Source organism: Delftia sp. BGA-UO-ETr-SB1 (assembly GCF_059567865.1).
Map to the genome: position 1 here is coordinate 1,221,229 of NZ_JCAQOW010000004.1, position 24,605 is coordinate 1,245,833.

20 protein-coding genes are annotated in these 24,605 nt (G+C 64.5%); 14 read left to right on the forward strand and 6 right to left on the reverse strand.

The features are described from left to right. The first annotated feature begins 168 nt into the window (after nucleotides 1-168). The 10 genes from AC57B5_RS06030 to AC57B5_RS06075 all read left to right on the forward strand — a co-directional run bounded on the left by AC57B5_RS06030 (nucleotide 169) and on the right by AC57B5_RS06075 (nucleotide 10,614). The gene (locus tag AC57B5_RS06030; protein ID WP_496398991.1) at nucleotides 169-1,803 is read left to right on the forward strand and encodes a methyl-accepting chemotaxis protein; all 1,635 of its coding nucleotides are present in this window, start codon (nucleotides 169-171) and stop codon (nucleotides 1,801-1,803) included. 109 nt (nucleotides 1,804-1,912) lie between these two features. Further along, nucleotides 1,913-3,235 (forward strand): sensor domain-containing diguanylate cyclase, encoded by a 1,323-nt coding sequence (locus tag AC57B5_RS06035; protein ID WP_496398992.1) that lies wholly within the window; start codon nucleotides 1,913-1,915, stop codon nucleotides 3,233-3,235. Further along, a complete protein-coding gene (locus AC57B5_RS06040; RefSeq protein WP_496398993.1) occupies nucleotides 3,204-4,211 on the forward strand; it encodes a putative bifunctional diguanylate cyclase/phosphodiesterase in 1,008 nt (335 codons plus the stop codon). The genes AC57B5_RS06035 and AC57B5_RS06040 overlap by 32 nt, the downstream gene beginning before the upstream one ends. A 70-nt stretch (nucleotides 4,212-4,281) precedes the next feature. Continuing rightward, a complete protein-coding gene (locus AC57B5_RS06045; RefSeq protein WP_496398994.1) occupies nucleotides 4,282-5,181 on the forward strand; it encodes a LysR family transcriptional regulator in 900 nt (299 codons plus the stop codon). A gap of 108 nt (nucleotides 5,182-5,289) precedes the next feature. Next, nucleotides 5,290-6,273, forward strand: a complete 984-nt coding sequence (locus AC57B5_RS06050; protein ID WP_496398995.1) for a Bug family tripartite tricarboxylate transporter substrate binding protein — start codon at nucleotides 5,290-5,292, stop codon at nucleotides 6,271-6,273. A gap of 9 nt (nucleotides 6,274-6,282) precedes the next feature. Further along, entirely contained in the window at nucleotides 6,283-7,470 is a 1,188-nt protein-coding gene (locus AC57B5_RS06055) for a CaiB/BaiF CoA transferase family protein (RefSeq protein ID WP_496398996.1), read from the forward strand. Then, nucleotides 7,467-8,231, forward strand: a complete 765-nt coding sequence (locus tag AC57B5_RS06060) for an enoyl-CoA hydratase (protein WP_496398997.1) — start codon at nucleotides 7,467-7,469, stop codon at nucleotides 8,229-8,231. Before AC57B5_RS06055 ends, AC57B5_RS06060 begins: the two co-directional genes overlap by 4 nt. 156 nt (nucleotides 8,232-8,387) lie before the next feature. Then, the gene (locus AC57B5_RS06065) at nucleotides 8,388-9,215 is read left to right on the forward strand and encodes a lectin (RefSeq protein ID WP_239971351.1); all 828 of its coding nucleotides are present in this window, start codon (nucleotides 8,388-8,390) and stop codon (nucleotides 9,213-9,215) included. Nucleotides 9,216-9,224: 9 nt separating this feature from the next. Further along, nucleotides 9,225-10,067 (forward strand): YdcF family protein, encoded by an 843-nt coding sequence (locus AC57B5_RS06070; protein WP_496399436.1) that lies wholly within the window; start codon nucleotides 9,225-9,227, stop codon nucleotides 10,065-10,067. A gap of 76 nt (nucleotides 10,068-10,143) precedes the next feature. Next, nucleotides 10,144-10,614, forward strand: coding sequence for a VOC family protein (locus tag AC57B5_RS06075; RefSeq protein WP_034393560.1), 471 nt, complete (start codon nucleotides 10,144-10,146; stop codon nucleotides 10,612-10,614). 7 nt (nucleotides 10,615-10,621) lie between these two features. Here the strand turns inward: AC57B5_RS06075 and AC57B5_RS06080 are convergent, their stop codons facing one another. Further along, entirely contained in the window at nucleotides 10,622-12,601 is a 1,980-nt protein-coding gene (locus tag AC57B5_RS06080) for a UvrD-helicase domain-containing protein (protein WP_496398998.1), read from the reverse strand. Between the two features lie 403 nt (nucleotides 12,602-13,004). On the opposite strand from AC57B5_RS06080, the gene bioB reads away from it, so the two are divergent. Continuing rightward, nucleotides 13,005-14,066 (forward strand): biotin synthase BioB, encoded by a 1,062-nt coding sequence (bioB, locus tag AC57B5_RS06085; protein WP_392407188.1) that lies wholly within the window; start codon nucleotides 13,005-13,007, stop codon nucleotides 14,064-14,066. 26 nt (nucleotides 14,067-14,092) lie between these two features. On the opposite strand, the gene AC57B5_RS06090 is transcribed toward bioB, so the two are convergent. Continuing rightward, nucleotides 14,093-15,244, reverse strand: coding sequence for a site-specific integrase (locus AC57B5_RS06090; protein WP_496399437.1), 1,152 nt, complete (start codon nucleotides 15,242-15,244; stop codon nucleotides 14,093-14,095). 272 nt (nucleotides 15,245-15,516) lie between these two features. On the opposite strand from AC57B5_RS06090, the gene AC57B5_RS06095 reads away from it, so the two are divergent. Next, nucleotides 15,517-16,500, forward strand: coding sequence for a DNA-binding protein (locus tag AC57B5_RS06095; RefSeq protein WP_013802420.1), 984 nt, complete (start codon nucleotides 15,517-15,519; stop codon nucleotides 16,498-16,500). A 21-nt stretch (nucleotides 16,501-16,521) separates the two neighbouring features. On the opposite strand, the gene AC57B5_RS06100 is transcribed toward AC57B5_RS06095, so the two are convergent. Continuing rightward, a complete protein-coding gene (locus AC57B5_RS06100; RefSeq protein WP_099733628.1) occupies nucleotides 16,522-17,223 on the reverse strand; it encodes a GntR family transcriptional regulator in 702 nt (233 codons plus the stop codon). Between the two features lie 282 nt (nucleotides 17,224-17,505). Here AC57B5_RS06100 and AC57B5_RS06105 point away from each other — a divergent pair, with 282 nt between their 5' ends. Next, complete coding sequence (locus tag AC57B5_RS06105) at nucleotides 17,506-19,107, forward strand: gamma-glutamyltransferase family protein (protein WP_496398999.1); 1,602 nt, start codon at nucleotides 17,506-17,508, stop codon at nucleotides 19,105-19,107. Nucleotides 19,108-19,179: 72 nt separating this feature from the next. Here AC57B5_RS06105 and AC57B5_RS06110 read toward each other — a convergent pair whose 3' ends face one another. After that, the gene (locus AC57B5_RS06110) at nucleotides 19,180-19,848 is read right to left on the reverse strand and encodes a GntR family transcriptional regulator (protein WP_012205610.1); all 669 of its coding nucleotides are present in this window, start codon (nucleotides 19,846-19,848) and stop codon (nucleotides 19,180-19,182) included. A 268-nt stretch (nucleotides 19,849-20,116) separates the two neighbouring features. Between AC57B5_RS06110 and AC57B5_RS06115 the strand changes: the two genes are divergently transcribed. Next, nucleotides 20,117-21,109 carry a Bug family tripartite tricarboxylate transporter substrate binding protein gene (locus AC57B5_RS06115; protein ID WP_043783529.1) on the forward strand — a complete coding sequence of 331 codons (993 nt, stop codon included), beginning with the start codon at nucleotides 20,117-20,119 and terminating at the stop codon, nucleotides 21,107-21,109. A 68-nt stretch (nucleotides 21,110-21,177) separates the two neighbouring features. On the opposite strand, the gene AC57B5_RS06120 is transcribed toward AC57B5_RS06115, so the two are convergent. Both AC57B5_RS06120 and AC57B5_RS06125 read right to left on the reverse strand, forming a co-directional pair. Further along, nucleotides 21,178-23,010: a methyl-accepting chemotaxis protein gene (locus tag AC57B5_RS06120; protein WP_013802416.1), complete on the reverse strand. Its 1,833-nt coding sequence runs from the start codon at nucleotides 23,008-23,010 to the stop codon at nucleotides 21,178-21,180. 118 nt (nucleotides 23,011-23,128) lie between these two features. Beyond that, the gene (locus AC57B5_RS06125) at nucleotides 23,129-24,454 is read right to left on the reverse strand and encodes a serine hydrolase domain-containing protein (RefSeq protein WP_016453419.1); all 1,326 of its coding nucleotides are present in this window, start codon (nucleotides 24,452-24,454) and stop codon (nucleotides 23,129-23,131) included. Between the last annotated feature and the right edge of the window lie 151 nt (nucleotides 24,455-24,605).

Here is a 24,605-nt window from a genome sequence, read left to right on the forward strand (position 1 = left end):
TCGAGCATCGAGCAATTATAACATCAATATATCATTTTCGAGAATAATCCACGTCTTTTTTAGAAGATGTGGATTATTTTTTTTCAAGTTCCCGATTTTCTACGGCCGAAGAATCCTGGTGTCACGGCAAATATTTCATCGTTGAAAATTATTCATTCGGCAATCAAGATGTTGAGCTTCAAAAAATCAAAAGTGATCACCAAACTGACCATGGGCTTTCTTGTGGTCTCATGCATTGGTGCATTCATCGGTATCAATGGAATACTGAAGGCAGGGGAAATCAATGATCTCGCAACGCAGATGTACGAGAAGGAACTGCTGGGCCTGTCACAAATATCCGAGGCCAATGTCCAGCTGATCGCGGCGGGCCGGGCCATCAGAAATGCCGTGCTTGCAAACGATGATGAAAGCAGAAACCGGCACACGGACGCCGTGCTGCAAAGGCTGCAACTGCTGAAAGAGGCACTGAACAACAGCAGGAGGCTTTTTGCCGAGGGCGATGGCAAGGAAAAGCTCAAGTCCATTGATGAAACCCTCGTCATCTATGAAAAGGGTCTGCTGCAGACGATTGAAAGAATCAAGTCAGAGCATCTTTCGGAATCCAGGGAATCGATTGATCTGATCAACAGATTCCGGATGGAGTCCGACAAGATCGACAGCCTGATGACGGAGGTTGTCAATATCAAGAAGAAGAATGCCAGCTGGCTCAATGACGAGACCGACAGGATCTACGAAAAGATCCGGCTGATGCTCACCCTCCTGACCATCTCCGGCGTGATTGTGGGGGTGGCCATTGGTGTGATCATCACAATTTCCATCACACGCCAGCTGGGCGGAGAGCCGGCAGATGTGGCGCACATTGCCGAAAACATCTCAAGAGGGGACCTGACCTCCAGGATCGACCTGTCCAGGGCACGCCCTGGCAGTGTGATCACGGCCATGCAGGAAATGCAGGTATCGCTGCAACGCGTCGTGGGCACCGTGCGCAGCAGCAGCGACAGCATTGCCACAGGCGCCACGCAGATTGATGCAGGCAATGCCAACCTGTCGAGCCGAACGGAAGAGCAGGCCAGCAATCTTGAAGAGACTGCCGCCTCCATGGAGGAACTGGCCAGCACGGTGAAAAGCAATTCCGATGCGGCGATCACTGCCACCATGCTCGCCCAGTCAGCGCGCGATGCCGCAGCGCACGGCGGGGGCATGGCCCGACAGATGGTGGACGTGATGAATGAAATAAACACGTCCTCCAAGAAAATCGAGGACATCATCAACGTCATTGATTCAATCGCGTTTCAAACCAATATTCTTGCTTTGAATGCTGCTGTCGAAGCAGCCCGCGCCGGAGAGCAGGGCCGTGGTTTTGCGGTGGTTGCCGCCGAAGTTCGCAGCCTTGCAGTGAAAAGCGCAGAGGCCGCAAAAGAGATCAAGTCTCTCATCGAGGACAGTGTTTCCAAGGTCGGCAATGGCCACCAGCTTGCCCAGGCTGCGGGCAGCAGCATTGAAGATATCGTCACCCAGGTACAGAAGGTATCCAGCATGATCGAAGAGATCAGTGGGGCCACCAGGGAGCAAAGCCAGGGCATCGATCAGATCAATGATGCGATCATCCAGCTGGACCAGGTCACCCAGCAAAATGCCGCTCTGGTGGAGGAGTCGGCAGCGGCGGCCGGAAGTCTCAGCCAGCAGGCTCAGGCCCTGGTTTCGGCAGTTTCCATTTTCAAGCTGGACCCCGCGGAAAAGGAGGTCCCTGTCTTGAGGAAAATCCCCTCACCCATGAGGCCGCTGAGCCTTTCCGCGTCCTGACGGAAATTCAGACCAGTGCGTCAAGCCAACGGGAAGCGTTTCTCCTGGCAGGCTTGCCTGCCAGGAGAACGGCGCCTGTTCGCTCGTATTTTGACCAGATGACCGTTGAATGATGCATGCAGAGAGAAGACCTCCAAGCTGGCAGCCCAGGCGCTGGTATGCCTGTATTTTCATCGTATGTTTGGTGCTCATTGGCGTTGCGGGCGTTTCTCTGATCTCCAGCTACGAGACATTGCTCCAAGAAGAGAAGTCGAATCTCCTGCATGCGCTGTCTGCCTCTGCCGCTGAAACCAACAAGATCATTCTTGCCACCTCTTTGGCGGTAGAGAGAACAGAGCAACTTTTGCTGACACCAGGCCGCCAAGGCGAAATCACGGCAGACCCTGATGCCAGCACCGATATCCGCAATGCCTTGATCCAGGAGGTGGCGGCGCTGCCCGGCGTCATCAGCATGAGCGTGCTTGATCGACATGGGAAATGGTCCATTTCCTCACGTTTCAGCAAGCTGCCGCTGTCTCCCGACAACCCCGAGCGCCCCATCTGGAATGCAGCTCTGCAGACAAAGCGTGGCGGCTTCTTCTTGCTGGATGCAAGCAAATCGCCGGTCTTCGATATACCGTCCCTGGTGCTGGGGCGTCCGGTACGTGACTCCAGTGGGGCGCTGACTGGCATTGTGGTGGCCTTCATTAACGTGGATTCCATTCGCCAGGCATTCGGTTCACTGCTGCTGGATGGCCATCAGGTCATGGTCAGCCTGCCAAACGGCAAAGATCTGGTCAGAATTCCCCAGGAGCATCCGCACATTCTGGACGGGATGGATTCGGGGCTTGCAAAAATGATGGCTGCAGGCGAGGGCATATTGGACGCTGACGATGGCTTTGGACACGGCTGGATCGTCGCCATGCACCACTCCAGCCAAGGCGGCATGGATCTCGCCTATGCCACGCTGGCCGCCAAGGCAAAGCTCGCGGCTCCATGGTGGAGGTTTCGAAAAACCATCATGGCATGGGCGGCCATCAGCCTGGCTTCTTTTTTATTACTGGCGCAATTGTGGATGCGTGAGCGCAGAAGATCCTATTTCGAGGCGAGGGATCTGGTGCAGGTGCATTCACAGCTGAGGCACCATCTTTTCCATGATCCTGCTTCCGAATTGCTCAATTCAACCGGATTTGAGCAACTGCTGAGCAGAACGCAAGCACAGCGGCGTCCTGTTGCCATCCATGTCATCGGTATTGAGCATTTGCAAGTGCTGGCAGATACGCTGGTTCCTGGAATGGACAACCCACTGATCTCGCAACTGGCAAAACAATTGCGCTCCTGTATTGGACAGAATGACGTCGCCGCCCGCCTTGCCATCGAGGAGTTCTGTGTCGCCCAATATGAAGGAGACCCCCGATTCCATGGCGGAGACACTCTCCATCCGACTGGGTGAAAAGCGCTACATGCTGGGTGAGCGCAGCATTTTGCTGTCTGTCTGCGTAGGGACGGCGGCCTGCAAAAACAACGAGGACTGGAATCAGCTGCTGCGCGACGGGCGCGCGGCAATGGAGCGGGCGCGATCCCAGGGACGTGGGCGATTCGTGAAATTCGAGCCTTCCGCCGATGGCCCCATGCAGGAGCAACTGCTGCTGGAGCAGGATTTCCGGTCCGCCATCGGAACAAGCCAGTTGTTCATGGCGTACCAGCCGATCTGCCATGTGGCCACGGGAAAAATATCGGGGTTCGAGTCGCTGATGCGCTGGAACAGCCCGGCCAGAGGGTCTGTCCCGCCAGGCGTCTTCATTCCCATGGCAGAGAGGCGCGGCCTGCTGCTTCCCATCGACCAAATGGTGGAGCGCTCCCCGCTGCTGGTTGCCAACGGATGGCCGTCCGATATCTCGGTGTCCATCAACTGCCCGGCCTTTGAATTTCTCGATCCAGGCATGGCGGTGCAATTGAAGGAACATCTGGACCGCGCCGGCCTGACCCCCGAGCGCTGCTACATCGAGGTGACGGAATCGGCCCTGCTTCAAGATGATGAGCAGGTACTGTCCGTCATGCGGCAAGTGAAGGCGCTGGGCGTGAATCTCGCCATCGATGACTTCGGCTCCGGCCATGCCAGCCTTTCCTACCTGCACCGCTTTCCCTTCAACCTGATCAAGATCGATCGCAGCTTCATACAGGCCATGGACAAGGACGCCGGGGCTGCCGCGATTGTCGAGGCCACGCTGGCACTGAGCCGCAGATTGGGCCTTGAAGTCGTCGCGGAAGGCGTGGAAACCACGGAGCAGTTTCTGCACCTGCAGCAGCTCGGGTGCACGTACGTCCAGGGATTTCTGATCGCCCGCCCGATGAACGAGGAGCATGTCCTGCCGTTCCTGGAGAGCTTTAGGCTCAGCGACGTGCTGGAGTGTCCCGCACAGGCCTGAGCACGGTTGCGGCACTGGGGCACAATCGCGCCCTCAGCAGACGCCGCCTGCGCAAGAGGGCCTTGCCGCCATGATGAAGATCGACTCCACCACCGTGCAGCTTGTGCTTGCGATTGCCGAGGAGGGCAGCATTTCGCGCGCGGCCGACAGGCTGCAACTGGCGGTGGCAGCGGCCTCGCGGCGGCTCAGTGACCTGGAGCAGCAACTGGGCGCCAGGCTGTTCAAGCGGCAGCCCCATGGAGTGCGCGCCACCGAGCCTGGCCTCAAGCTGCTGGCCCATATCCGTCAGATAGGCAACCTGGTGGAGCGGCTGGAAGCCGACGCCCAGGCCCTGGGCCGCGGGCGCGACGGCCGCATCATCATCGGCGCCCCCAAATCCGCCATCCTGCAGTTCCTGGCCGCCGACATCGCCGTCACCCAGCGGCGCTATCCCCACATCACGCTGCAGGTGATGGAGGAGAACAGCCGCATCGTCCAGCAACTGCTGCGCGACAAGGTCATCGACATCGGTATCTTCGAGAAGACCAGCGGCTTCGTGGATCTGCCACGCTCCGACTACCGCAAGGACAGCCTGGTGCTGGTCTACAGCCGCAGGCATTTCAGCTTTGCCGTCGAGCCAGTGGTACTGGACCAGTTGCTGGACTGCCCCATCGTCAGCCTGGGCCGGGGCTCGGCAATCCTGGCCGCTTTGCGACGCGCCCACCGCAGCCGGGGCAGGGTGTTTCGCAACGATTTCGCCGTCAGCGGCTTCGACACCATGCTGGCCCTGGTGCGCGAAGGATTGGGCGTGGGGCTGATGCCACCCGGCGTGCTGCGCAGCTTCCACCCTGAGCCCGACCTGGGTTGGGCCACCCTGGAAGGCGACTGGCACGAGCGCAGCTACGTGCTGTCCTTCATCGAAGGACAGGCCCAGGAACAGGCGCTGCGCAACGTCGTCGCCGCCCTGCTGCAGGGCGAACGCGCGAACTGACCCTTCTGGTTTCGCAGATTGCGAAACCAGGCATGCGGCACACAGGCTTGCCGCGATATCGGCGCCCGGCGACAGTGACTGCACAACAACGATGTGCAGGAGACAGACATGAAACGCCGCGACTTCATCGCGGCCGGCGCCACCGCGCTGGCCGCACCCTGGGCAGGGGCCGCGCCCCCGGCCTCCGAACTGCCCAAGGGGTCCGCCAAGATCCTGGTGGGCTGGGCGCCGGGCGGCGGCACCGACGTGTTCGCGCGCATCGTGGGCCAGAAGCTGTCCGAGGTCTGGGGCCGGCCCGTGATCGTGGAGAACAAGCCCGGCGCCACGGGCTCGCTGGCGGCCGAATACTTTGCCAAGACCCGCTTCACAGAAGGCATCAACCTGCTGATGGCCCATGTGAACACGCACGCCATCTCGCCGCAGATCTTCAAATCCATCACCTATGACCCGCTCAAGGACTACGCGCCCATCGCCCTGATCGGCGCAACGCCCCACATCCTGGTGACCAGCAGCAGGAACGGCCATGCCTCGGTGCAGGAAGTGGTGGAGCTGTGCCGCAAAAGCCCCGGCAAGGTCAGCTTCGGCTCTTCTGGCACAGGTTCGGTGCAGCACCTTGCGGCCGAGATGTTCAACATGGCGGCAGGTGTCAAGAGCATCCACGTTCCCTACAAAGGGTCCGGCCCCATGCAGACCGACCTGATCGGAGGACAGATCGACTTCAGCTTCGACACCATGACGGCCGCCACTGCCCAGGTCCGCGCAGGAAAAATGCTGGGCATCGCCCAGACCCGCGTAAACCGTGCCAAGGGATTCCCGGCCATGCCCACCATGGACGAGCAGGGCTTCAAGGGCTTTGACGCATCGAGCTGGTACGGCGTCGTCGGCCCGCGCGACATGTCCAGGGAACTGGCCCAGCGCATCAATGCCGACATCAACCGCGTGCTGGCCATGCCCGACGTGGTCAGCCGCTTCGACGGATACGGCGTGGAGGACGGTGGCGGCTCCGTGGACAAGTTCGCGGCCTTCATGGCTGCCGAATACAAGAAGTGGGGCGACGTGGTGCGCGCTGCAAAAATCACCGAAGAAAGCTGAGGACCCGGCATGAGCAATCCCCAATCCAACCCGCTTCAACTGCCCCTGCAAGGCATCCGCGTGCTCGACGTCAGCCAGGTCATGGCCGGCCCATTTGCCTGCATGCTGCTGGCTGACCTGGGCGCCGATGTCATCAAGGTCGAGCCTCCGGGCACCGGCGACCAGACGCGCGGCGCCATGGGCTTCAAGATGAAGGGCCCGGACAGCATGGGCTTTCTGAACATGAACCGCAACAAGCGGTCGCTGACGCTGGACCTCAAGAGCGAGGAGGGGCGTGAGGCCTTCTACCAGCTGGCCACGACAGCCGATGTCATCGTCGAGAACTACCGGCCAGGCGTGGTCCAGCGCCTGAAGATCGACTATGAAAGCATTCGCCGCATCAATCCGCGCATCGTCTATGTCAGCATCTCGGGCTTCGGCCAGAGCGGGCCCTGGGCCCAGCGGCCGGGGTTCGACCTCATGGCCCAGGCCATGTCGGGCGTGATGAGTGTCACCGGCTACAAGGGAGAGAAACCCGTCAAGGCCGGCGTGCCCGTGGCCGACATCGGTTGCGCACTGTTCGCCACCTACGGACTGCTGGCCGCCTACATCGGCGCGCAGAAGACAGGGCAGGGCCAGCACATAGACGCCTCGCTGTTCGACTCGGCCATGGCTTTCTCGATCTGGGACATGTCCGAATACTGGGGCACCGGCGTGCCGCCCGCGCCGCTGGGCACCAGCAACAAGATGAGCGCCCCCTACCAGGCCGTGAAGGCGCGCGATGGCTACTTCGTCATGGGCGCCACCAATCAGAAACTCTGGGCCAGGCTGTGCGCGCTGATCGAACGCCCGGATCTGGTCGAGCATGCCGACTACGCCACCGTGGCGCTGCGCCTCAAGCACCGTGAGGCATTGATAGAGGCACTGGAAGCGGAGTTTGCCCATCACGACAGCGCCGACTGGGTGGACCGCATGCTGGAGGCAGGTATTCCCGCAGGCCCGCTGCTCACCTATCCGCAGGCCTTCGAGGGCGAACACGGCCAGCACCGCGGCATGTGCATGGAGATCGACCATCCCATCGAAGGCAAGGTCAAGAACATCGGCTTTCCCGTCAAGATGCTCGGCACGCCCCAGCAGGTGCGCCGCCATCCGCCGCTGCTGGGCGAGCACAACGCAGAAATCATGGCCGAGCTCCAGGCACTGAAGGCCGCCGCATGAGCACGGCCCTGCATGAATCCGTGGCGCTGACCGTTCACGCCGGGGGAGCGGCCGAGATCCTCATCGACCGCCCCGAACGCCACAACGCCATGACACTGCCCATGTACGAGGCATTGCTCACGGCCTTGGAACGCTGCCAGGCCGACCCGGCCATCCGCTGCGTGATGCTGCGCGGTGCGGGCGGCAAATCCTTCATCTCGGGCACGGACATCGCCTACTTCAAGGACTTCCATGACGGCCAGCAAGGCATTGCCTACGAAGCCTTCGTGGAGCGCGTGATCGACGCCGTGGAGCGCATCGCCGTGCCCACCATCGCCGTCATCGATGGCTGGGCCGTCGGCGGCGGCCTGGCCCTGGCCACGGCCTGCGACTTTCGCATCTGCAGCACCAGCTCGCGCTTCGGTGCGCCGATTGCCAAGACGCTGTCCAACACGCTGTCGTCACGCAACATCGCGCGCCTGGTGGCCAGCCTGGGCGTGCCACGCGTCAAGCGCATGCTGCTGCTGGCGGACTACCTGTCAGCCGGGCAGGCCGAGGCCTGCGGGTTCGTGCATGCGGTGGTGCCGGCAGATCAATTGCAAGCCCAGGCACAGGCGCTGGCCGAGCAGCTCATGGCCTTGTCGGCAACCACCCAGTCAGCGGTCAAGGAAAGCCTGAGGCGCATCGTCGTGGAGCAGCGGCTGGATGATGAGGATCTGGTGTCGGCGGTTTATGGGAGTGGGGAGTTTCGGGCGGGGGTGGCGGGATTCAACAGGCAATGATTTGAGCCAGCCTTGCCAGAATCTGGCGCAATCCTACAAATTGCTTGGCTAAACTCCACAGCCTGGAAAGAGGCGGTGGCTGCATTCTTGGCCTGAAAGAAAAGGCTGGTTGCTGCGCGTAGCCGCCCCTCAGATCAACGCAGCCCGAGAAATCCCATGCAAATCAAGAAATGCATTTCCGTCCTGCTGGCCAGCAGCTTCATCCTGCCGGTTCTGCCTGCGCATGCAGGCGAAGAGACGGTGCAACTCATGTCCAATGGCCGCTACCAGACCTACAGCCTGCCCGACGATGCGCAGCAGGTGCAACTCGTTGAGACCTTGGCTGGCAACTGCAGCTACAACCAGAACTGGGGCTATGACCTGGGCCGCCGGGAGATGTGGGTCAAGGGCGGCTGCGGCGGGCGTTTCCGCATCCTGAGCGGCCTGCCCCAGGGCGCGCAGGGCCAGGAAGGCGGGAGCGACAACACGGGCGCATGGATCGCCGGTGCCGCCGTGGCAGCCATTGCCGGCGCCGCCATTTTGGCGAACAAGCGCGACAAGGACCGCGAACGTGACCGCGACGAGCAATGGAACGATGACCGCTATCCGGGCCAGCAGCCCGGCTATCCCTCGTGGGGTGGACGGGAGGTGCGGGGCCAGAACGGCCTGTGCCTGGATATATCCGGGGGGCTTCGCCCAGGCAATGGGCTCATCGTCTACCACTGCAGCGGCGGTGAGAATCAGCGTTTCACGTTGACGCGTGATGGCGAGATGCGCGTGGGCGACCTGTGCCTGGACGTGGCCGATGGCAACACCCGCAATGGTGCGCGGGTGATTGCCTGGCAATGCCGCAACCAGCCCAACCAGAAATGGGACTGGAGCCGTGGCCAGATCCGCAGCCGCTTTGCCAACAAGTGCCTGGACATCGAAGGCGGCAATGCCCGGCCGGGCCAGCCCGTGATCGTGTGGTCCTGCGCCGGCGGCCCGAACCAACGCTGGAACTGAGGGCGCTTGTTGCACAAGCTCTCTCCCGCGCCCGGGCCAGTGCCTGGACGCAACGCCGTCTCGGGCTTACGGCGGCTGGGGCCCTTGCAGTGGCTGGGCCTGATCACTGGCGCCGTACTGCTGGGCGATGCCGTGGTGCTGATGGCGCGCGGCATGTTCAATCTGGGCGTGACGCTGCCAGCGGTGCTGGGCCTGCTGTTCATGGCCTGCAGCTTCTGGCGCCCGGCCATTGCGCGCAGGCTGCGCGCCAGTGCCTGGCTGCGGCGCGCCTGGTGGCTGGGCTGGGCGTCGTTGGCGATGTGGCTGGTCAGCCTGCTGGTGTTCTGGGCGCACCTGCTGTCCGCCTCGTCCGGGTTGCCACCGGACCAGCCGGTGCAGGCCATCGTGGTGCTGGGCAGTGCCACGCGTGACGGCCAGCCGTCGCTCACGCTGGCCCAGCGGCTGGACCGCGCTGCCGAGCTGGCCGCCCGCCAGCCCAAGGCGCTGGTACTCACCAGCGGCGGGGTGGACTTTGGGGAAAGCGAGAGCGAAGGCGCCATCATGGCGCGCTATCTGCAGCAGCGCCACGGCCTGCCGCCCGAGCGCCTGCTGATGGAGGAGCGCAGCACCAGCACGGCGCTGAACCTGGCCTGGAGCCTGCCCCTGCTGCAGGCGCGCGGGGTGGAGCCGCAGGCGGCAATCGCCATCGTCACCAGCGACTTCCACACCCTGCGCGCCGGCTGGATAGCCGAGCGCAGCGGCTACGGCCAGGCTTTCACCGTGGGAGCGCCCACGCCCGTGACGATCCGCGCCAACGCCTGGCTGCGCGAGTACTTTGCGGTGATCAGCGGCTGGGTGCTGGGGGAGTTCTGAGCCGCTGTGCGATGGGCTGCGGCCTTGCGGATTGGCTCCACAATGTGATTCTTCATAAATCAACAGGAGTGAGACAGTGGCAAGCGAACAGCGTCCTTTCCGGGTTCTGGGCATACAGCAGGTGGCCATCGGCGGCACCGACAAGCAGCGCATGAAGCGCCTGTGGGTGGACATGCTGGGCCTGACCCAGACCGGCACATTCCAGAGCGAGCGCGAGAACGTGGACGAAGACATCCTGGCCATGGGCCAGGGCGCGCACAAGGTCGAGGTGGACATCATGCAGCCGCTGGACATCGACAAGAAGCCCGCCGTCCACACCACGCCGCTGAACCATATCGGCCTGTGGATCGACGACCTGCCGCTGGCCGTGCAGTGGCTGACGGCGCAGGGCGTGCGCTTTGCGCCCGGCGGCATCCGCAAGGGCGCGGCCGGCTACGACATCTGCTTTCTGCACCCCAAGAGCAATGACGAGTTTCCGATCGCTGGCGAGGGCGTGCTGATCGAGCTGGTGCAGGCGCCGGCCGAGGTGATCGCCGCCCTGGGCTGAGATGCCTTCAGGCGAAAGGCTGGACGCGCCGCTCGGCATGCTCCAGCAGCCACAGCCTTTTTCGGGCGCGCGTCATGGCCACGTACAGGCGGTTGCGCTCCAGAAAGGCCAGCGCGTGCGGGGCCGAGGCCGGAAAGCGGCCAGGCTCCATGAAGGGCAGGGCGACATGCTCGTATTCCTTGCCCTTGGCTTCCTCGATGGTGCTCAGATGAAAATCGAAGCCGCGCTCGGCCCGCACGGTTCGTTCAAAGCGCGTGGCCATGGCGGCCACCTGGGCCAGCATGTCGGGCACGGCCATGCCCGCCACCGAATCCATGAAGGCCTTCACGCGCTGACGCAAGGCCTCAGTCTGGGCCTGCGACAGGGCCACGCCCGCAAAAAGGCCCCAGACATCGGCCTGCTCCAGCAGGCTGCGTGCGTCTGACTGAAGCGCCAAGGGCAGCTGCAAAAAGCTGCCAAAGGCCTGGAAGTTGCGTTGCCCGCCCTGCAGGCTGGACTGGTTGCCCAGGAATCGCCAGATGATCTGCGGGTTGTGCAGCATCTCGCCCGCCATGCGCTGGGCCAGCGTATGGCGGCTTGACGGATCGGCCATGTCGGCGCCATCCACGCTGCCCTTGCCGTAGAAAAGCGCACCTTCCACAAAGGCCGCCAGGATCTCGCTGCCCAGCACGCTGACCTCGGCTTTCCATGACAGCGCCTGCATGCCATGTGCGTAGCAAAGGCCCAGCAGCAGGGCAATCTCGCGCTGCAGGTAAAAGCGCTTGAAGCCGTAGAAGCTGGCGGACTTGCCGGCGCGGTGGATGGCCCATTCCAGCGCGCAGGCATCCTGCTCATGGCGCAGGATCACGGTCAGCGAGGGATTGCGCGCGCCGGGCGACGGGGGCTCACCCGGCGCCGCCGTTGGCGTGCCGCGGGCCAGACCGGCCTGGATCTGCAGCAGCTGGTCAATGCACTGGCTGTCATCGGCGTGCTGCAGCTGCTGCACGGTGCTGAAGCGCGTGGGCGCCGCAGTCAGGCCAACGTTGAACAGCGCATTGACCGCCTTGGCGATCTGCGGGCCAAAGCGCCGCGACTGGGTCAGCGCCAGCGTGGCCGTGGCCTGGGGCAGGAAGTCATCGAGCTGGTGGAGCTTGTCGCGGAACACGGACCAGGCCTGTGCCTCGATGTGCTGGTTGAAGTCGCCTGCGCCCAGAAAGGCGCAGCCGCTGGTTCCGACCAGGGCGCGCAGCAGTTGCAGCGAGGCCGGGTCCAGGTCATGCATCTCGTCGAACACCACCAGGTCGTAGCGCGGCAGGTCCAGCGCCTGGCCCTGCAGGGCGTCGCTGGCCAGTGCATGGCTGCAGTCGCCTTCGGCGTAGTACAGCGGGTCGCCGCAGTGGTCGATGCGGCGGCGCTCGTACTCGAAGAACAGGCCGGCCATGCGGTAGTCGAGCAAATACTCCTCGCAGAAACTCGCCAGTCCCATGCCTTCCTCGGCCAGGCGCTGGGGCAGCAACGACTTCTTGGCGCTGAGGTTGAAGTCCCAGAAGGCGTCCAGATCCAGATCGCCGGGCTGATCGAACAAAGGGTCGGGCTGCCAGGCCAGCCGCTCGCACCGCGCGGCATGTGCCTCGCGCACACGGGCCTGCAGTGCCACGCGGTCGGCCAGAAAGCGGGCCGCAGGGTCGCGGCGGCGGATCTGCTGGGCCGCCCAGCGCTCCACCGTGGTGATCTGTACCTGGGGCGGCACTTCGCGCACCAGTTGCTTGAGCCGGTGGTGAAAGGCCGCCACGCCGGAGCGCGAATAGGCCAGCACCAGGATGCGCTGGGCCTGGCCGCTGCGGCAGGCCTGAACCACCTTGCAGGCCAGCGTGGTCGTCTTGCCCACGCCTGCCAGCGCCGCCACGATGGCCGAACGTCCCTCATGCGCCAGGATGGCTTGCTGCTCGCGCGACAGCAGCAGCGGTTGGCCGTGATCGGTGGGAAATTCCAGGGAGCGCAGGGACATCGGAGCGAATCGGGGGAAAGTGGTGGAAAGCGGGTGGAAGCACGGGCCGTGGCAATGAAAACCGCCGTGGCGACGACGGCGGGCACCCATTGTGGTCGTTTTGGAGAGGCATCTGGCAGGTATTGGGAATCAAGGCCTGCGCCCGCTTGCACATCTTTTTCGGCCTGCATCGGACAATTGAGCGATGTTGGCCGCCAATGGCTGCGTGCTTGCAGCATGAAGCATGCATGCAGAAAAACTTCTGCCAAAACGCAGCGAACATCGCTCAAAAATGAGCGAAGTTCGCTCTTTTTGCGGGCCATGAAAATGGGGCAACTATTTTTGCCAAGGAGCCGGCTTTTTCATTCCCAAGGCTTTTTTTGCTCATCAGAATGAAAAAAGCAGACCCACAGAGGAGTTTTTGATGACCGCCTGCAGCACCACCCCGACGACTTCCGCCACCTCCGCACAGCCTGCGGCCGGCAGCCCATTGCAATGGCACGCACGCCCCTCCAAAAGCGACACGCTGCCGTTTGAAGGCGCCTGGAGCGTGCAGGCCATCCAGGAACTGCTGGACAAGCCGTTCATGGAACTGATGTTCCAGGCCCAGAGCGTGCACCGCGAGCACTGGCCTGCGGGCGACATCGAGCTGGCCACGCTGCTATCGGTCAAGACGGGCGGATGCCCGGAGAACTGCGGCTACTGCCCGCAGGCGGCAGAGTTCGATACCGGCGTCAAGGCGGAAAAGCTCATGAGCGTGGACGAAGTCACGCGGGCCGCCCAGGCCGCCAAGGACGCGGGCGCCACGCGCTTTTGCATGGGCGCGGCCTGGCGCGCGCCCAAGGACCGCGACATCGAGAAGATGAACGAGCTGATCGGCGCCGTGAAGGGTCTGGGCATGCAGACATGCGCCACGCTGGGCATGCTCCAGCCACACCAGGCGCAGTCGCTGCGCGAAGCGGGCCTGGACTACTACAACCACAACCTGGACACCGCGCCCGAGTACTACCAGGACGTGGTCAGCACGCGCCAGTACCAGGACCGCCTGGACACGCTCAAGGCCGTGCGCGGCGCAGGCATCAGCGTGTGCTGCGGCGGCATCATCGGCATGGGCGAGGCGCCTGTGCACCGCGCGGGCCTGATCGCCCAGCTGGCCAATCTCAACCCCCATCCCGAATCCGTGCCCATCAACAGCCTGGTGCGCGTTCCCGGCACGCCGCTGGCGGACAGCGAGCCTGTCGATCCGCTGGACTTCGTGCGCGTGATCGCGGTGGCGCGCATCACCATGCCCACGGCGCGCGTGCGCCTGTCGGCAGGCCGGCAGCAGCTGGGCGACGCCGTGCAGGCCCTGTGCTTCATGGCCGGCGCCAATTCCATCTTCTACGGGGACAAGCTGCTGGTCACCGGCAACCCCGATGTGGAAGCCGACACCACGCTGCTGCGCAAGCTGGGCTTGAGCGGCACGCGGACCTCGGTACAGGAGTGAGCTTTTTGAGAGTTTGAGCTCCGAGCTCAGGGCTGCGGTCCGCCGCTGCCTTGCGCGGCGGCGGCCGCATCGTCGTCGCCGGCATCGAGCAGCCGGGCCGCACGGTTGCTCAACGCGGAATCCGCACGGAAATAGCCCAGCACCGTATTGACGCTGCTGTGCCCCGTCAGCGCCATGGTGTCGGGCAGGGGCACGTTCTGGCGCCCGGCCTCGGTCACAAAGCCCGAGCGCAGGGAATGCGCCGAGAAATCCCCCTCCACGCCCGCCAGCGCACAGCGCTGCTTCACGATGTCGCGCACGGCCGCTGGCGACAGGGGCTCGCCCACATGGCCGCCTTTGCGGATGCGCCGGAAGATCGGCCCTTCCTGTATGGCTGCGGCACGCAGCCAATCGGCCAGCGCCTGGGCCGCGCGCCCGGTCACGGGCTTGTGGTTCTCGGGCACATCCCGCCCGGACTGGTTGGTCTTGGAGTGCGCCAGCGTGTAGATGAATTCCTGCGGCCCCACGGCGCGCAGGTGGCGCATGTCGGCCCCGGCCACCTCCGAGCGGCGGCGCCCGCCGCTGGACCAGGCGAACAGCAGCAGGGCGCGGTCACGGCGGCCGCGCAGGCTGTCATCGCAGGTCTGCAGCAATTGCTCCAGCAAGTCGCGCGTCAGCGCATCCTTTTTGGCGGGCTGCTCGCCGCGCCGCGCATAGGCCTTGCGCGTGCGCGACATCAGCTCGCGCACCGCGCCGTCCTGGCAGGGGTTGGCCAAACCGTGTACTTGATGGGCCTTGGACAGCACCGCCATGCGGTGCACCAGCGTGTTGTGCGACAGGGGGCCTTCGCGGGCCTTGTATCCGGCCTCGACCAGGGCGCGGTCCATGTGCGCCGGCATTTCACTGGCCAGGCCCGCGCCCGTCTGCCGCTGGGCGTGGTCAATGATGAACTGCAGCACACAGGCCACATCCAGCGGCAGCTGCATCTGCCGCTCAAAACGCAGCGCATGCCAGGCGGCCCAGTAACGCATCGCACTCTGGTAGCTGTTTCTGGTGTTGGTGGATTCGCCCTCGCGCAGCAACTCGCGAACAGCCTGCTGGGCGGCAGGCTCCAGCCCCGCAGAGGGCAGGGTGCTGCCTTGCTTTGTTTCTTCCGGAGGCTGGTCTTGGGGAATCAGCGAAAAGGGGCCGTTGCGCATCCGTGGATTGTCGCCCGACGCAGCAGGACCGCCCGCCACGGAGCCTGCGGCCGTGCAGGGCCAATGCAGGCCATGCAAAGTTCAGTTTCCAGGCTTTCCAGAGGCTGCAGCGGCTTTTTGCCTGAGCAAAGCCGTGTAATGTGCGTATCCATACTGTATGAAAATTTCATATGTAATATTTAATACATGACACATATGATGTATTACGTATTATTAAAATAACTCACGATAACAATCACTTATCGTTGGTAATCTGGAAAATAGTTCACGATATGCAGAAAACATCCACCCGCGGCGTGCAGGAAGCCGATGTCTGGGCCGCGGCAGACGCCTTGATCGCCCAGGGCCTGCGGCCGACCATCGAGCGCGTGCGCCAGCAAATCGGCCGAGGCTCGCCAAATACCGTCAGCCCGATGCTGGAGACCTGGTTTGCCACCCTGGGCCAGCGCCTGGGCGTGGCGGCAGGGCAGGGCGAGCTGCTGCCCTCGTCCGTGCCCGATCCCGTTCAGCGCTTGGCGCAGCAGCTTTGGGACGCTGCCCAGGAAGCCGCCATGGAGGCCGCCCGCGCCGCGCTGCAATCGCGCGAGGAAGCGGCGCAGGCCACGCAGGCCGAGCTGCAGGAGCAGCAAGAGCAAATGGCACGGCGCGAGGCGTCCATGCAGGCGCAGAAAGAGGCCATGGACCAGGCCCTGCAAGTGGCCCAGGCCCAGTCGCAGGACTTGTCGCGCCGGCTGGATGAAATGCAGCAGCAGCTGCAGGACCGCGACGAGCGCCTGGAGGAAATGCGCGATGCGCTGGCCGAAGCGGCCCGCCAGCGCGAGGCGCTGCAGCAAAAGCATGGCGAGGAAATGCAGTCCGCCGCGCTGGAGCGCCAGCGCATGGCCGAGCAATACGCGGGCAATGAGCGCCACATGCTCAACGAAGTGGACCGTGCACGCCAGGAACTGGCGGCTGCGCGCAAGACAGCCACCGAGCAGGAGCGCAAGGCAGCGACCCGCCTTGCAGAGCTGCAAGGCCGCTATGAAAAGAGTGAGGAGGAGCAGCTGAGCCTGCACTCCCAGCTGCAGACCGCCCAGAATGCGGCCGCCCTGGCGCAGGAGCGTGCGGCGGACCTGCGCAGCCTGCTGGAGGCGCAGCAGCGGTTGGCCGCTGGCGGTGCCTTGCCGGATGCCGGCGCGGGGCTTTCGCTGGGCCGGCGCGGCAGCCTGTCCGCGGCGCGCCGCTCCATGACGCGCCTCAAGGACAGGAGAGGCTAGGGCGTATCGCCCAGGCCAAGGTCAGGCCTTGGCGCGCGATTTGCCTTGGGGCGGCCGATGTCTGCGCATGGCCTGCGTGATGCTGTCTACCGTTCCACGCACATGCGCGCGCACTTCGCGCTCCATGCGATCCGGGTCACCGGCCTGCAGGCTGGCCACCAGTTGCTGGTGGTGCTCCTGCAACCTAGGCGAGGGTTCGTTGTTTTCCAGCCAGATCCGCATCAGCGGCTCGACCACCGAATGCAGGGCCGAGATCTGCTCGCACAGGCGCGGGGCTGCGCTGATGCGGCAAAAGCGCTCGTGAAAGCGCCGGTGCACCGTGATCCATTCCGACTGGTCACTCTCGCAACGCTTCATTTTCGAGAGCAGGTCCTGCAGGTCGTCCACGTCCGCCTGGGTGCAGCGCCTGGCGGCCATGGCTGCGGCCAGGCCTTCGAGCACGGCACGCATCTCGAAAACCTCGATGACCTCGCTCTCGGAAAGCTCCCGCACGATCGCGCCCCGGTTCGGCGGCATGACCAACAGGCCTTCCGCAGTCAGCCGGCGCAAGGCCTCGCGGACCGGCATGCGGCTCATGCCGATGGAGTTGGCAATGTCATCGGCCACCAGCCTGTCGCCCGGCTTCAGCAGCCCCATGCGGATGCCATGAGAGAGGTGTTGGTAGGCCTCTTCGTGGGCACTGGTCTGTGCCGCATCGGGCGAGGGGGTGGCAAGTGGCGGCATGGTGATGGTTCTGGGGTGGGCGGAGCCCGGTCGTCATTCTAGGTTTGGCTGTCAGGGTCCAGGGCGCACCCTGATGGTGCATTGTGTACGGCCAATCCAGGCATGGTGGTTGCTTGGGTATCTTTGGAAAAATTGGATACAAAGATATCAGGATACGGTAATCTCGAGGCTGCCATCGCGCCCTGCGTCGATGGCGGTTCGCTGCAAGCAGCGTTGGCAGCCCCGGCCCCCCATTCATTGCCCGAAATCCAAGTCCCAGCAACACAAGGAAGAAGAACCGTTATGCGTAATTTCCAGAATCCTGGCCGTTCCGTCGTCATGTCCACGCACGGCATGGCGGCAACCTCGCACCCGGCCGCCACCCAGGCCGCTGTTCGCATCCTGGAGGCCGGCGGCACCGCCATGGATGCCGCCGTCGCGGCCTGTGCGGTCCAGTGCGTGGTGGAGCCTGGCTCCACCGGCATTGGAGGAGACTGCTTTGCGCTGTACAGCGAGAAGGGCTCCGACCAGATCACGGCCTACAACGGCGCCGGCTGGGCACCCCAGGCCACCTCCCTGAAGGCCGTTCTTGCCTCGGGCGAGGAAAAGCAATTGCGCCGCCAGTCGCCCTACGTGGTCACGGTGCCTGGCGCCGTGGACGCCTGGGTCGCCCTGACGGACCGGTTCGGCCGGCTGCCCATGGGCCGCCTTCTGGAAGATGCCATCCGCTTCGCCGAGCAGGGCTATGCCGTGGCGCCGCGTGCCGGCACCGACTGGGCCATGCACACGCAACTGCTGGCCGCGACCACTGCGCGCGACATCATGCTGGTCGATGGCCGGGCACCGGCCATCGGATCGGTTCACCGCCAGCCGCAGTTGGGCGCCACCTTGCGCAAAATCGCCGAGCAGGGCCGCGCCGGCTTCTACGAGGGGGAGGTCGCGCAAGACATCGTCTCCTATCTGCGCGGCCTCGGTGGCGTGCACACGCTTGAGGACTTCTCCACCTATCGTGGCGAGTTCGTGCAGCCGGTCAAGAGCAGGTTCCGAGACCATGTGGTGCACGAGTGCCCCCCACCGGGGCAGGGCATCATTGCCCTGCTGCTGCTGAACATTCTGCAGGGACTGGAGCCGGGTGCGGACCCTCTCTCGGCAGAGCGGCTGAAGGCCGAGATCGATGCCACGCGCATGGCCTACCGCGTGCGGGATGCGCTGCTGGCCGATCCGCGCTTTGCCGATGTGGACATCGACTATCTGCTGTCGCAGGAGCTGGCCGCCCAGCTGCGCAACGGCGAGTTCCCGGAGCATTTCAAGACCCAGGCGACCAATGCGGCAGCGGAGCACAAGGACACGGTCTACATCTCGGTGGTGGACAAGGATCGCAACTGCGCCAGCTTCATCAACTCGATCTTCCACCCCTTCGGCTCCGGCCTGATGGCGCCCAAATCAGGCGTGCTGCTGCACAACCGGGGCCAGAGCTTTGAACTGGCTGAGGGCCACCCCAATTGCATCGGGCCCGGCAAGCGGCCCCTGCACACCATCATCCCCGGCATGACCACGAAGGATGGCCGCGTGGAGCTGGTGTTCGGCGTGATGGGCGGCCACTACCAGGCCATGGGCCATGCGCACTTTCTGTCCAAGGTGATCGACTACGGCTGCGATATCCAGGCCGCCAGCGATCTGCCACGGCTGTTCCCCATTCCCGGCACCGACAAGGTGGAGGTCGAAAACACCTTGCCGCAGCATGTCGCGCTGGCGTTGGAGCAGCAGGGCTACCAGTTGGTGGCGCCCGGCTATCCTGCCATCGGCGGCGCCCAGGCCATTCGGGTGGATTGGGACAACGGCGTACTGCACGGCGCATCCGACCATCGAAAGGACGGCTGCGCCATGGGCGCCAACCGCTCCTGACGGACGGCAGCCTGCGCGCTGGCTCCAGGCTGTCGTGACAGCGAAGGGGCCGGCGCGGCTTTCAGTGCGGATTCAGTCGGCCTGGTTCGCCTGGAGGATGCCTGGAAGCGTGCGCAGGATGTGGGCGCGCATCAGGGCTTCCACCTTTGCGCCATCCCTGGCCTTCAATGCGCCTATGAGTTCTTCGTGCCTGTCGTGCACGTAGTCCGTCGATGGCTTGCCCTCCAGCCACACCCGCATCAGGGGCTCGGAGACCGAGTGCAGGGACGCGATCTGCCGCATCAGCTGGGGAGCGTCGGCAATGGTGCACAGGCGCTCGTGGAACTGGCGGTGCGCCGTGATCCATTCCGATGCATTCAGGCCGCTGCGGTGCATGCGCTGCAGCAATTGCTCCAGATCGTGGATGTCATTGGTGGTCACGTTCTCGGCCGCCAGGGTGGCCGCCAGGCCCTCCAGCACCGAACGCATGGCGAACACCTCGCGCACCTCTTTTTCCGTCAGCACCCGGACCACCGAGCCACGGTTGGGACGGTTGACGATCAGCCCCTCCGTGGCAAGGCGGTTCAGCGCCTCGCGCACGGGCATGCGGCTGGTGCCAATTTCGGCCGCGATGTCATCCGGTGCCAGCCGCATGCCCGGGCGCAGTTCGCCCGTGCGTATGCCGCGCTTGATGTGTTGGTAGGCCTCTTCCTGTGCCGTGGCATGGACAGTGTCAAACGAGGCGCGTCGGTCGGTCAGCATGGTTTATCCGGTGTCTTTCGCCCAGGGCAGGGGCCCGCCGATTCTACGGGGACCTGCCTGCGCCTCCCGGGACCCCGTTTGTGCCGGTTTCCACGCAGCCATGCCTGTGCAGGTGATGGCAAGAGGCGGTTTTCCCTAGAGCTGGTTCGATTATTGCTTGCTAGTCTTCCGCATGATTGGATACAAATATCTAAATATCTATGCATTTTCCCCATGGCAACCGGAACCTGTTCCTTCGCCATGCCTGCTCTCCAACCTGATGAAGACCATGCCTCTCCAAACGCTCCGCACTCCCCTGGCCACGGCCCTGCTGTCTGCCCTGGCCCTTGTCGCATCCGCTCAAGCCTCTGCCCAGGGGGCCGGCGCCTGGCCCAGCAAGCCCATTCGCATCGTCGTCCCCTTTCAGGCCGGGTCCGCCACGGATCTTTTGAGCCGGCAAGTGGGGGCCGGGCTGAGCACTTCGTTGGGCCAGCCCGTGCTGGTGGAAAACAAGCCGGGTGCCGCCGCCATGATCGGCAGCGACACCGCGGCCCGGGCCCCGGGCGACGGCTACACCCTGCTGATGAGCGGGCCGGCCTCCATGGTCACCAACCGTTTTCTGTACAAGAAGCTGAGCTACAACCCGGACGCCTTCGAGAAGGTGGCCATCGTGGCGGTCACGCCCAATGTGCTGCTGGCGAACCCGTCCCTGCCGTTCAGTACGCTGGCTGAGATGGTGGCCTATGCCAAGGCAAACCCCGGCAAGCTGACCTATGCCTCGTTCGGGGCCGGCACGACCTCGCACATGGCTGGCGAGTTCCTGCGCCAGGCCGCCGGCATCGACATAGTGCATGTGCCCTACAAGGGTGCGGCAGAGGCCATCCCGGCCTTGATATCGGGCCAGGTCTCCCTGTACTTCGACACCATCATGACCGCCTTGCCCCAGGTGAAGGCCGGCAAGCTGCGCGCCCTGGGCGTATCGACTGCAAGCCGCGCCGCCATGGCCCCGGACATCCCGACGATTGCCGAACAAGGCTATCCAGGCTTTGACATCGCCCCGTGGTACGGCATCGTGGCCAGCCACGGCACGCCGCCGGCCGTGGTCTCCCGGCTCAACACCGAGATCAACAAGCTGCTGAACACCCCTGAGTTCCGCGAGCGCCTGGTGGCCACCGGCGCCGAAGCCCGTGGCGGCAGCGTTGCCGACTTCGAGGCCTTCGTCAAAACCGAGGTCCCCCGCACGGAGAAGCTGGTACGGCAGGCCGCAATCGCGCTGCAGTAACCGGACCGGCGCCGCCGGGGCAGGGCGGTGGGGCACGGCGGTGGGTTGCCTGCCGTGCGGCGCCGATTTCACCTATGCAGGGCGATGCTTCTGGACCGGGATGATTCGCTGTCCAGCCGAAAGCCTGCCACCACGTCCGCCAGTTGCGCGGCCTGCTGCTGCAGCGACTGGGCGGCGGCCGTGGCCTCTTCGACCAGGGCCGCGTTCTGCTGGGTGGACTGGTCCATCTGGCTGACGGCCGTGCCGATTTCGGCAATGCCCGTGCTCTGTTCCTGGCTGGCATTGCTGATCTCGGTGACGATGGCGGTCACGCGCTGCACGCTTTCCACCACCTTGCCCATGGTGGCGCCCGCGTCCTGCACCAGGCGGCTGCCGGCATCGACTTGGCCCACGGAGTCGTCGATCAGCGCCTTGATTTCCTTGGCGGCCGTGGCGCTGCGCTGGGCCAGCGTGCGCACTTCGGAGGCCACCACGGCAAAGCCGCGGCCCTGTTCGCCGGCGCGGGCCGCTTCCACGGCGGCGTTCAGCGCCAGGATGTTGGTCTGGAAGGCAATGGAGTCGATCACGCCGATGATGTCGGCAATGCGGTGCGAGGACTGCTCGATGCCGCCCATGGTGCGCACCACCTGGTCCACCACGGTGCCGCCATGCGTGGCGATGTCCGAGGCGCTGCTGGCCAGTTGGCGCGCCTGGCGCGCATTCTCGGCGTTGTGCTGCACGGTGGCCGTGAGCTGCTCCATGGCGGCAGCCGTTTCCTCCAGCGAGCTGGCCTGCTGCTCGGTGCGTGCCGACAGGTCCTGGTTGCCGCTGGCGATTTCGGTGGAGGCATGGCGCACGGTCTCGGACGATTCCCGGATGCGCACCAGCACCGAGGCGATCTTGTCGGTGAAGTGGTTGAACGCGCGTGCGATCTGCGTCAGTTCGTCATTGCCTTGCACAGACAGGCGGCGCGTGAGATCGCCGTCACCCGAGGCGATGTCTTCCAGCGCATCGCGCACCACGGCCAGCCGGCGCGTGACGCGGGCAATGACGGCGCCCAGCAGCGCAATCGCCAGGATCAGCGAAATGGCAACGATGGCGCCCGACACCTTGAGCAGCGAACCCAGCGCGGACAGCGCCTCGTCGCGCTGCACGGCCACCACCAGTTGCCAGTTCGTGCCGGGCACGCCCTGGCCGTAGAGCAGGAAGTCCTTGCCGCCGACGGCCGTGCGCATGCCGGTGTCCTCCTTGGGCAGGGCCTGGATGGCGTCGGCACGCAACTGGGGCGAGAGCGCGGAGACGGGCTTGAGCGTGAGTGCCGGATCGGGGTGGGTGACGATGGCACCGGCCTCATCCACCAAGAAGGCAAAGCTGCCCGGCGTGGGCCGGATGGCGCCCACGGTGCGCACCACCGTGGTCAGCAGCACGTCGGTGCCGACCACGGCGACGGGATTGCCGGCCGGGCCCACGGGCTCGGCAAAGGTCACGCCCACTTCGGGTGGAGAGACAAACAGATAGGGCGCCGTCACGATGGGGCGGCCTTCCTTCAGCGCCTGCCTGAACCAGGGGCGGGCCGTCACGTCGTAGTCGGCAGCCATCTCGTTGAGGAAGAACATGCGCTTGTCGGTGTAGCCGAAGTAGGCATCCGAGAAGCCGCCGCCGTCGCGCAGCGCCTGGACCACGGCACGCGGGTCCGGCGTATCGACCGCCTGCGCCAGGGTATGGGTCAGCAGGCGCTTGGTCGCCACCCATTCGCCCAGCACCTGGGCCTGGGCGTTCACCAGTTGGCGGCTCTGGTCGTCGAGGGTGGACAGCACATGGCGCTGCACCGTGAGGAAGTTGGCAATGGCCAGGGCCAGCATGGCCACGGTGACGATGGCCACGCTGAGCGCGATGAGTCGCGCACGCAGGGACTGGAACATAGAAGAATTACTTATTGCAAGAAGATGCTACATACGTTAGCAAATTTTCTTGACAATACGCATTCTTGCAGGCGGTGCCCCCTGGCCGCCGAAGCCTATGCGGGAAATTCGCGCCCCTTCAGCGCTCCCCAGCCAGCAGCCTGCCCAGCGCCTCGTAGGCGGGCAGCGAGGTCGGGTCATTGGCCGCATTGCCAGCCACCGGGTGGGAGGCGAAGCGCGCAATCACCATCTGTGCCTTGGGATCGATGTAGACGGTCTGGCCATGCACGCCGCGCGCCGCGAAGGCGCCATGGGCGTTGTGCGTGACCCACCACATGTTGCGGTAGGTCCAGCCCGGCAGCAGCTTGTAGCCGGCCTTGGCAAAGGCCGCCGCATCGCCGCCCCGGCGGATATCGTCCACGGCGGCTGCGGGAACGATCTGCTGGCCATTGAACTGCCCCCGGTTGCGCAGCATCTCGCCAAAGCGCGCCAGGTCCCGCAGGCCCAGGTTCAGGCCGCCGCCTGCAAAGGGCGTGCCCGTGGAGTCCACCGACATGTAGGCATCCTGCTCGGCGCCCAGGCGGCTCCAGATGCGCTCGGACAGCAGATCGGCCACCGATTGGCCGCTCACGCGCGCCAGCACCCAGCCCAGCGCATCGGTGTTGGCCGTGCGGTAGCCGAAGGCCTTGCCGTGCACGCCTTCGGGCTTCACGGTCTGCAGGAATTCGTAGTAGCTGCGCGGCCCGGTGTAGTCCTTGGCCTTGGGCAGCGGGTTGCCCGCTGCCGCGTGCGCCCAGACCTCGGCCTGGGGGTCCGCATAGTCTTCGCTGAAGCGTATGCCCGTGGTCATGTCCATGAGTTGGCGCACCGTGGCATTGCCGAAGGCCGAGGCCGCCAGCTCGGGCACGTATTCCGACACGCGGCGCGAGGGGTCGAGCTGCCCCTCGGCAGCCAGCATGGCCGCCAGCGTGCCGACGAAGGACTTGGTCACCGACATGGCGCCGTGCTGGCCTTCGGGCTTGAGCACGCCGAAGTAGCGCTCATAGACCACGCGGCCCTTGTGCAGCACCACGATGCCGTCGGTGTAGTTGGCCTTGAGCGAATCGCGCCAGGTCATGGGCTGGCTGGCACCCAATGGCGTGAAGCGCAACTCGTCGATGTCGTCGCGCAGCGCCTGGGCCAGCGGCGCCGCAGGCGCCAGGCCGCGCGACACATTCACCGTGGGCATGAGCTGGCGAAAGTGCGAGACGCTCCAGCGCATGGCGGGAAACTGGAAATAGGAGCCGTCGTCGAAGCGCAGCGTGCGGTCCGGCGGTGGCGGCGAGCCCACCATCCAGCCCAGCTTTGCGGGGTCGCTGGCATCGGCATCGGGATAGGAGGGGGTCTTGGCTGCGGTGACCCCTGCCGTGGCTGTGGCGAACACAAGGCTGCCAGCCAAGGCACCGGCGAAATGTTTGAGCTGCATGGCGGCAACCATACTACGGTTGCCCCGGCGCCAAGATCCGCTGCCAAAGGATGGAAGCCGGCTTCCATCCCAGGCCGTGCGCCCAGTTGGCGCAAGCACGACAAATGGGTTTCTCGTTGGACTAAGCTTCAAATAGTTTTTGAAAATCAAA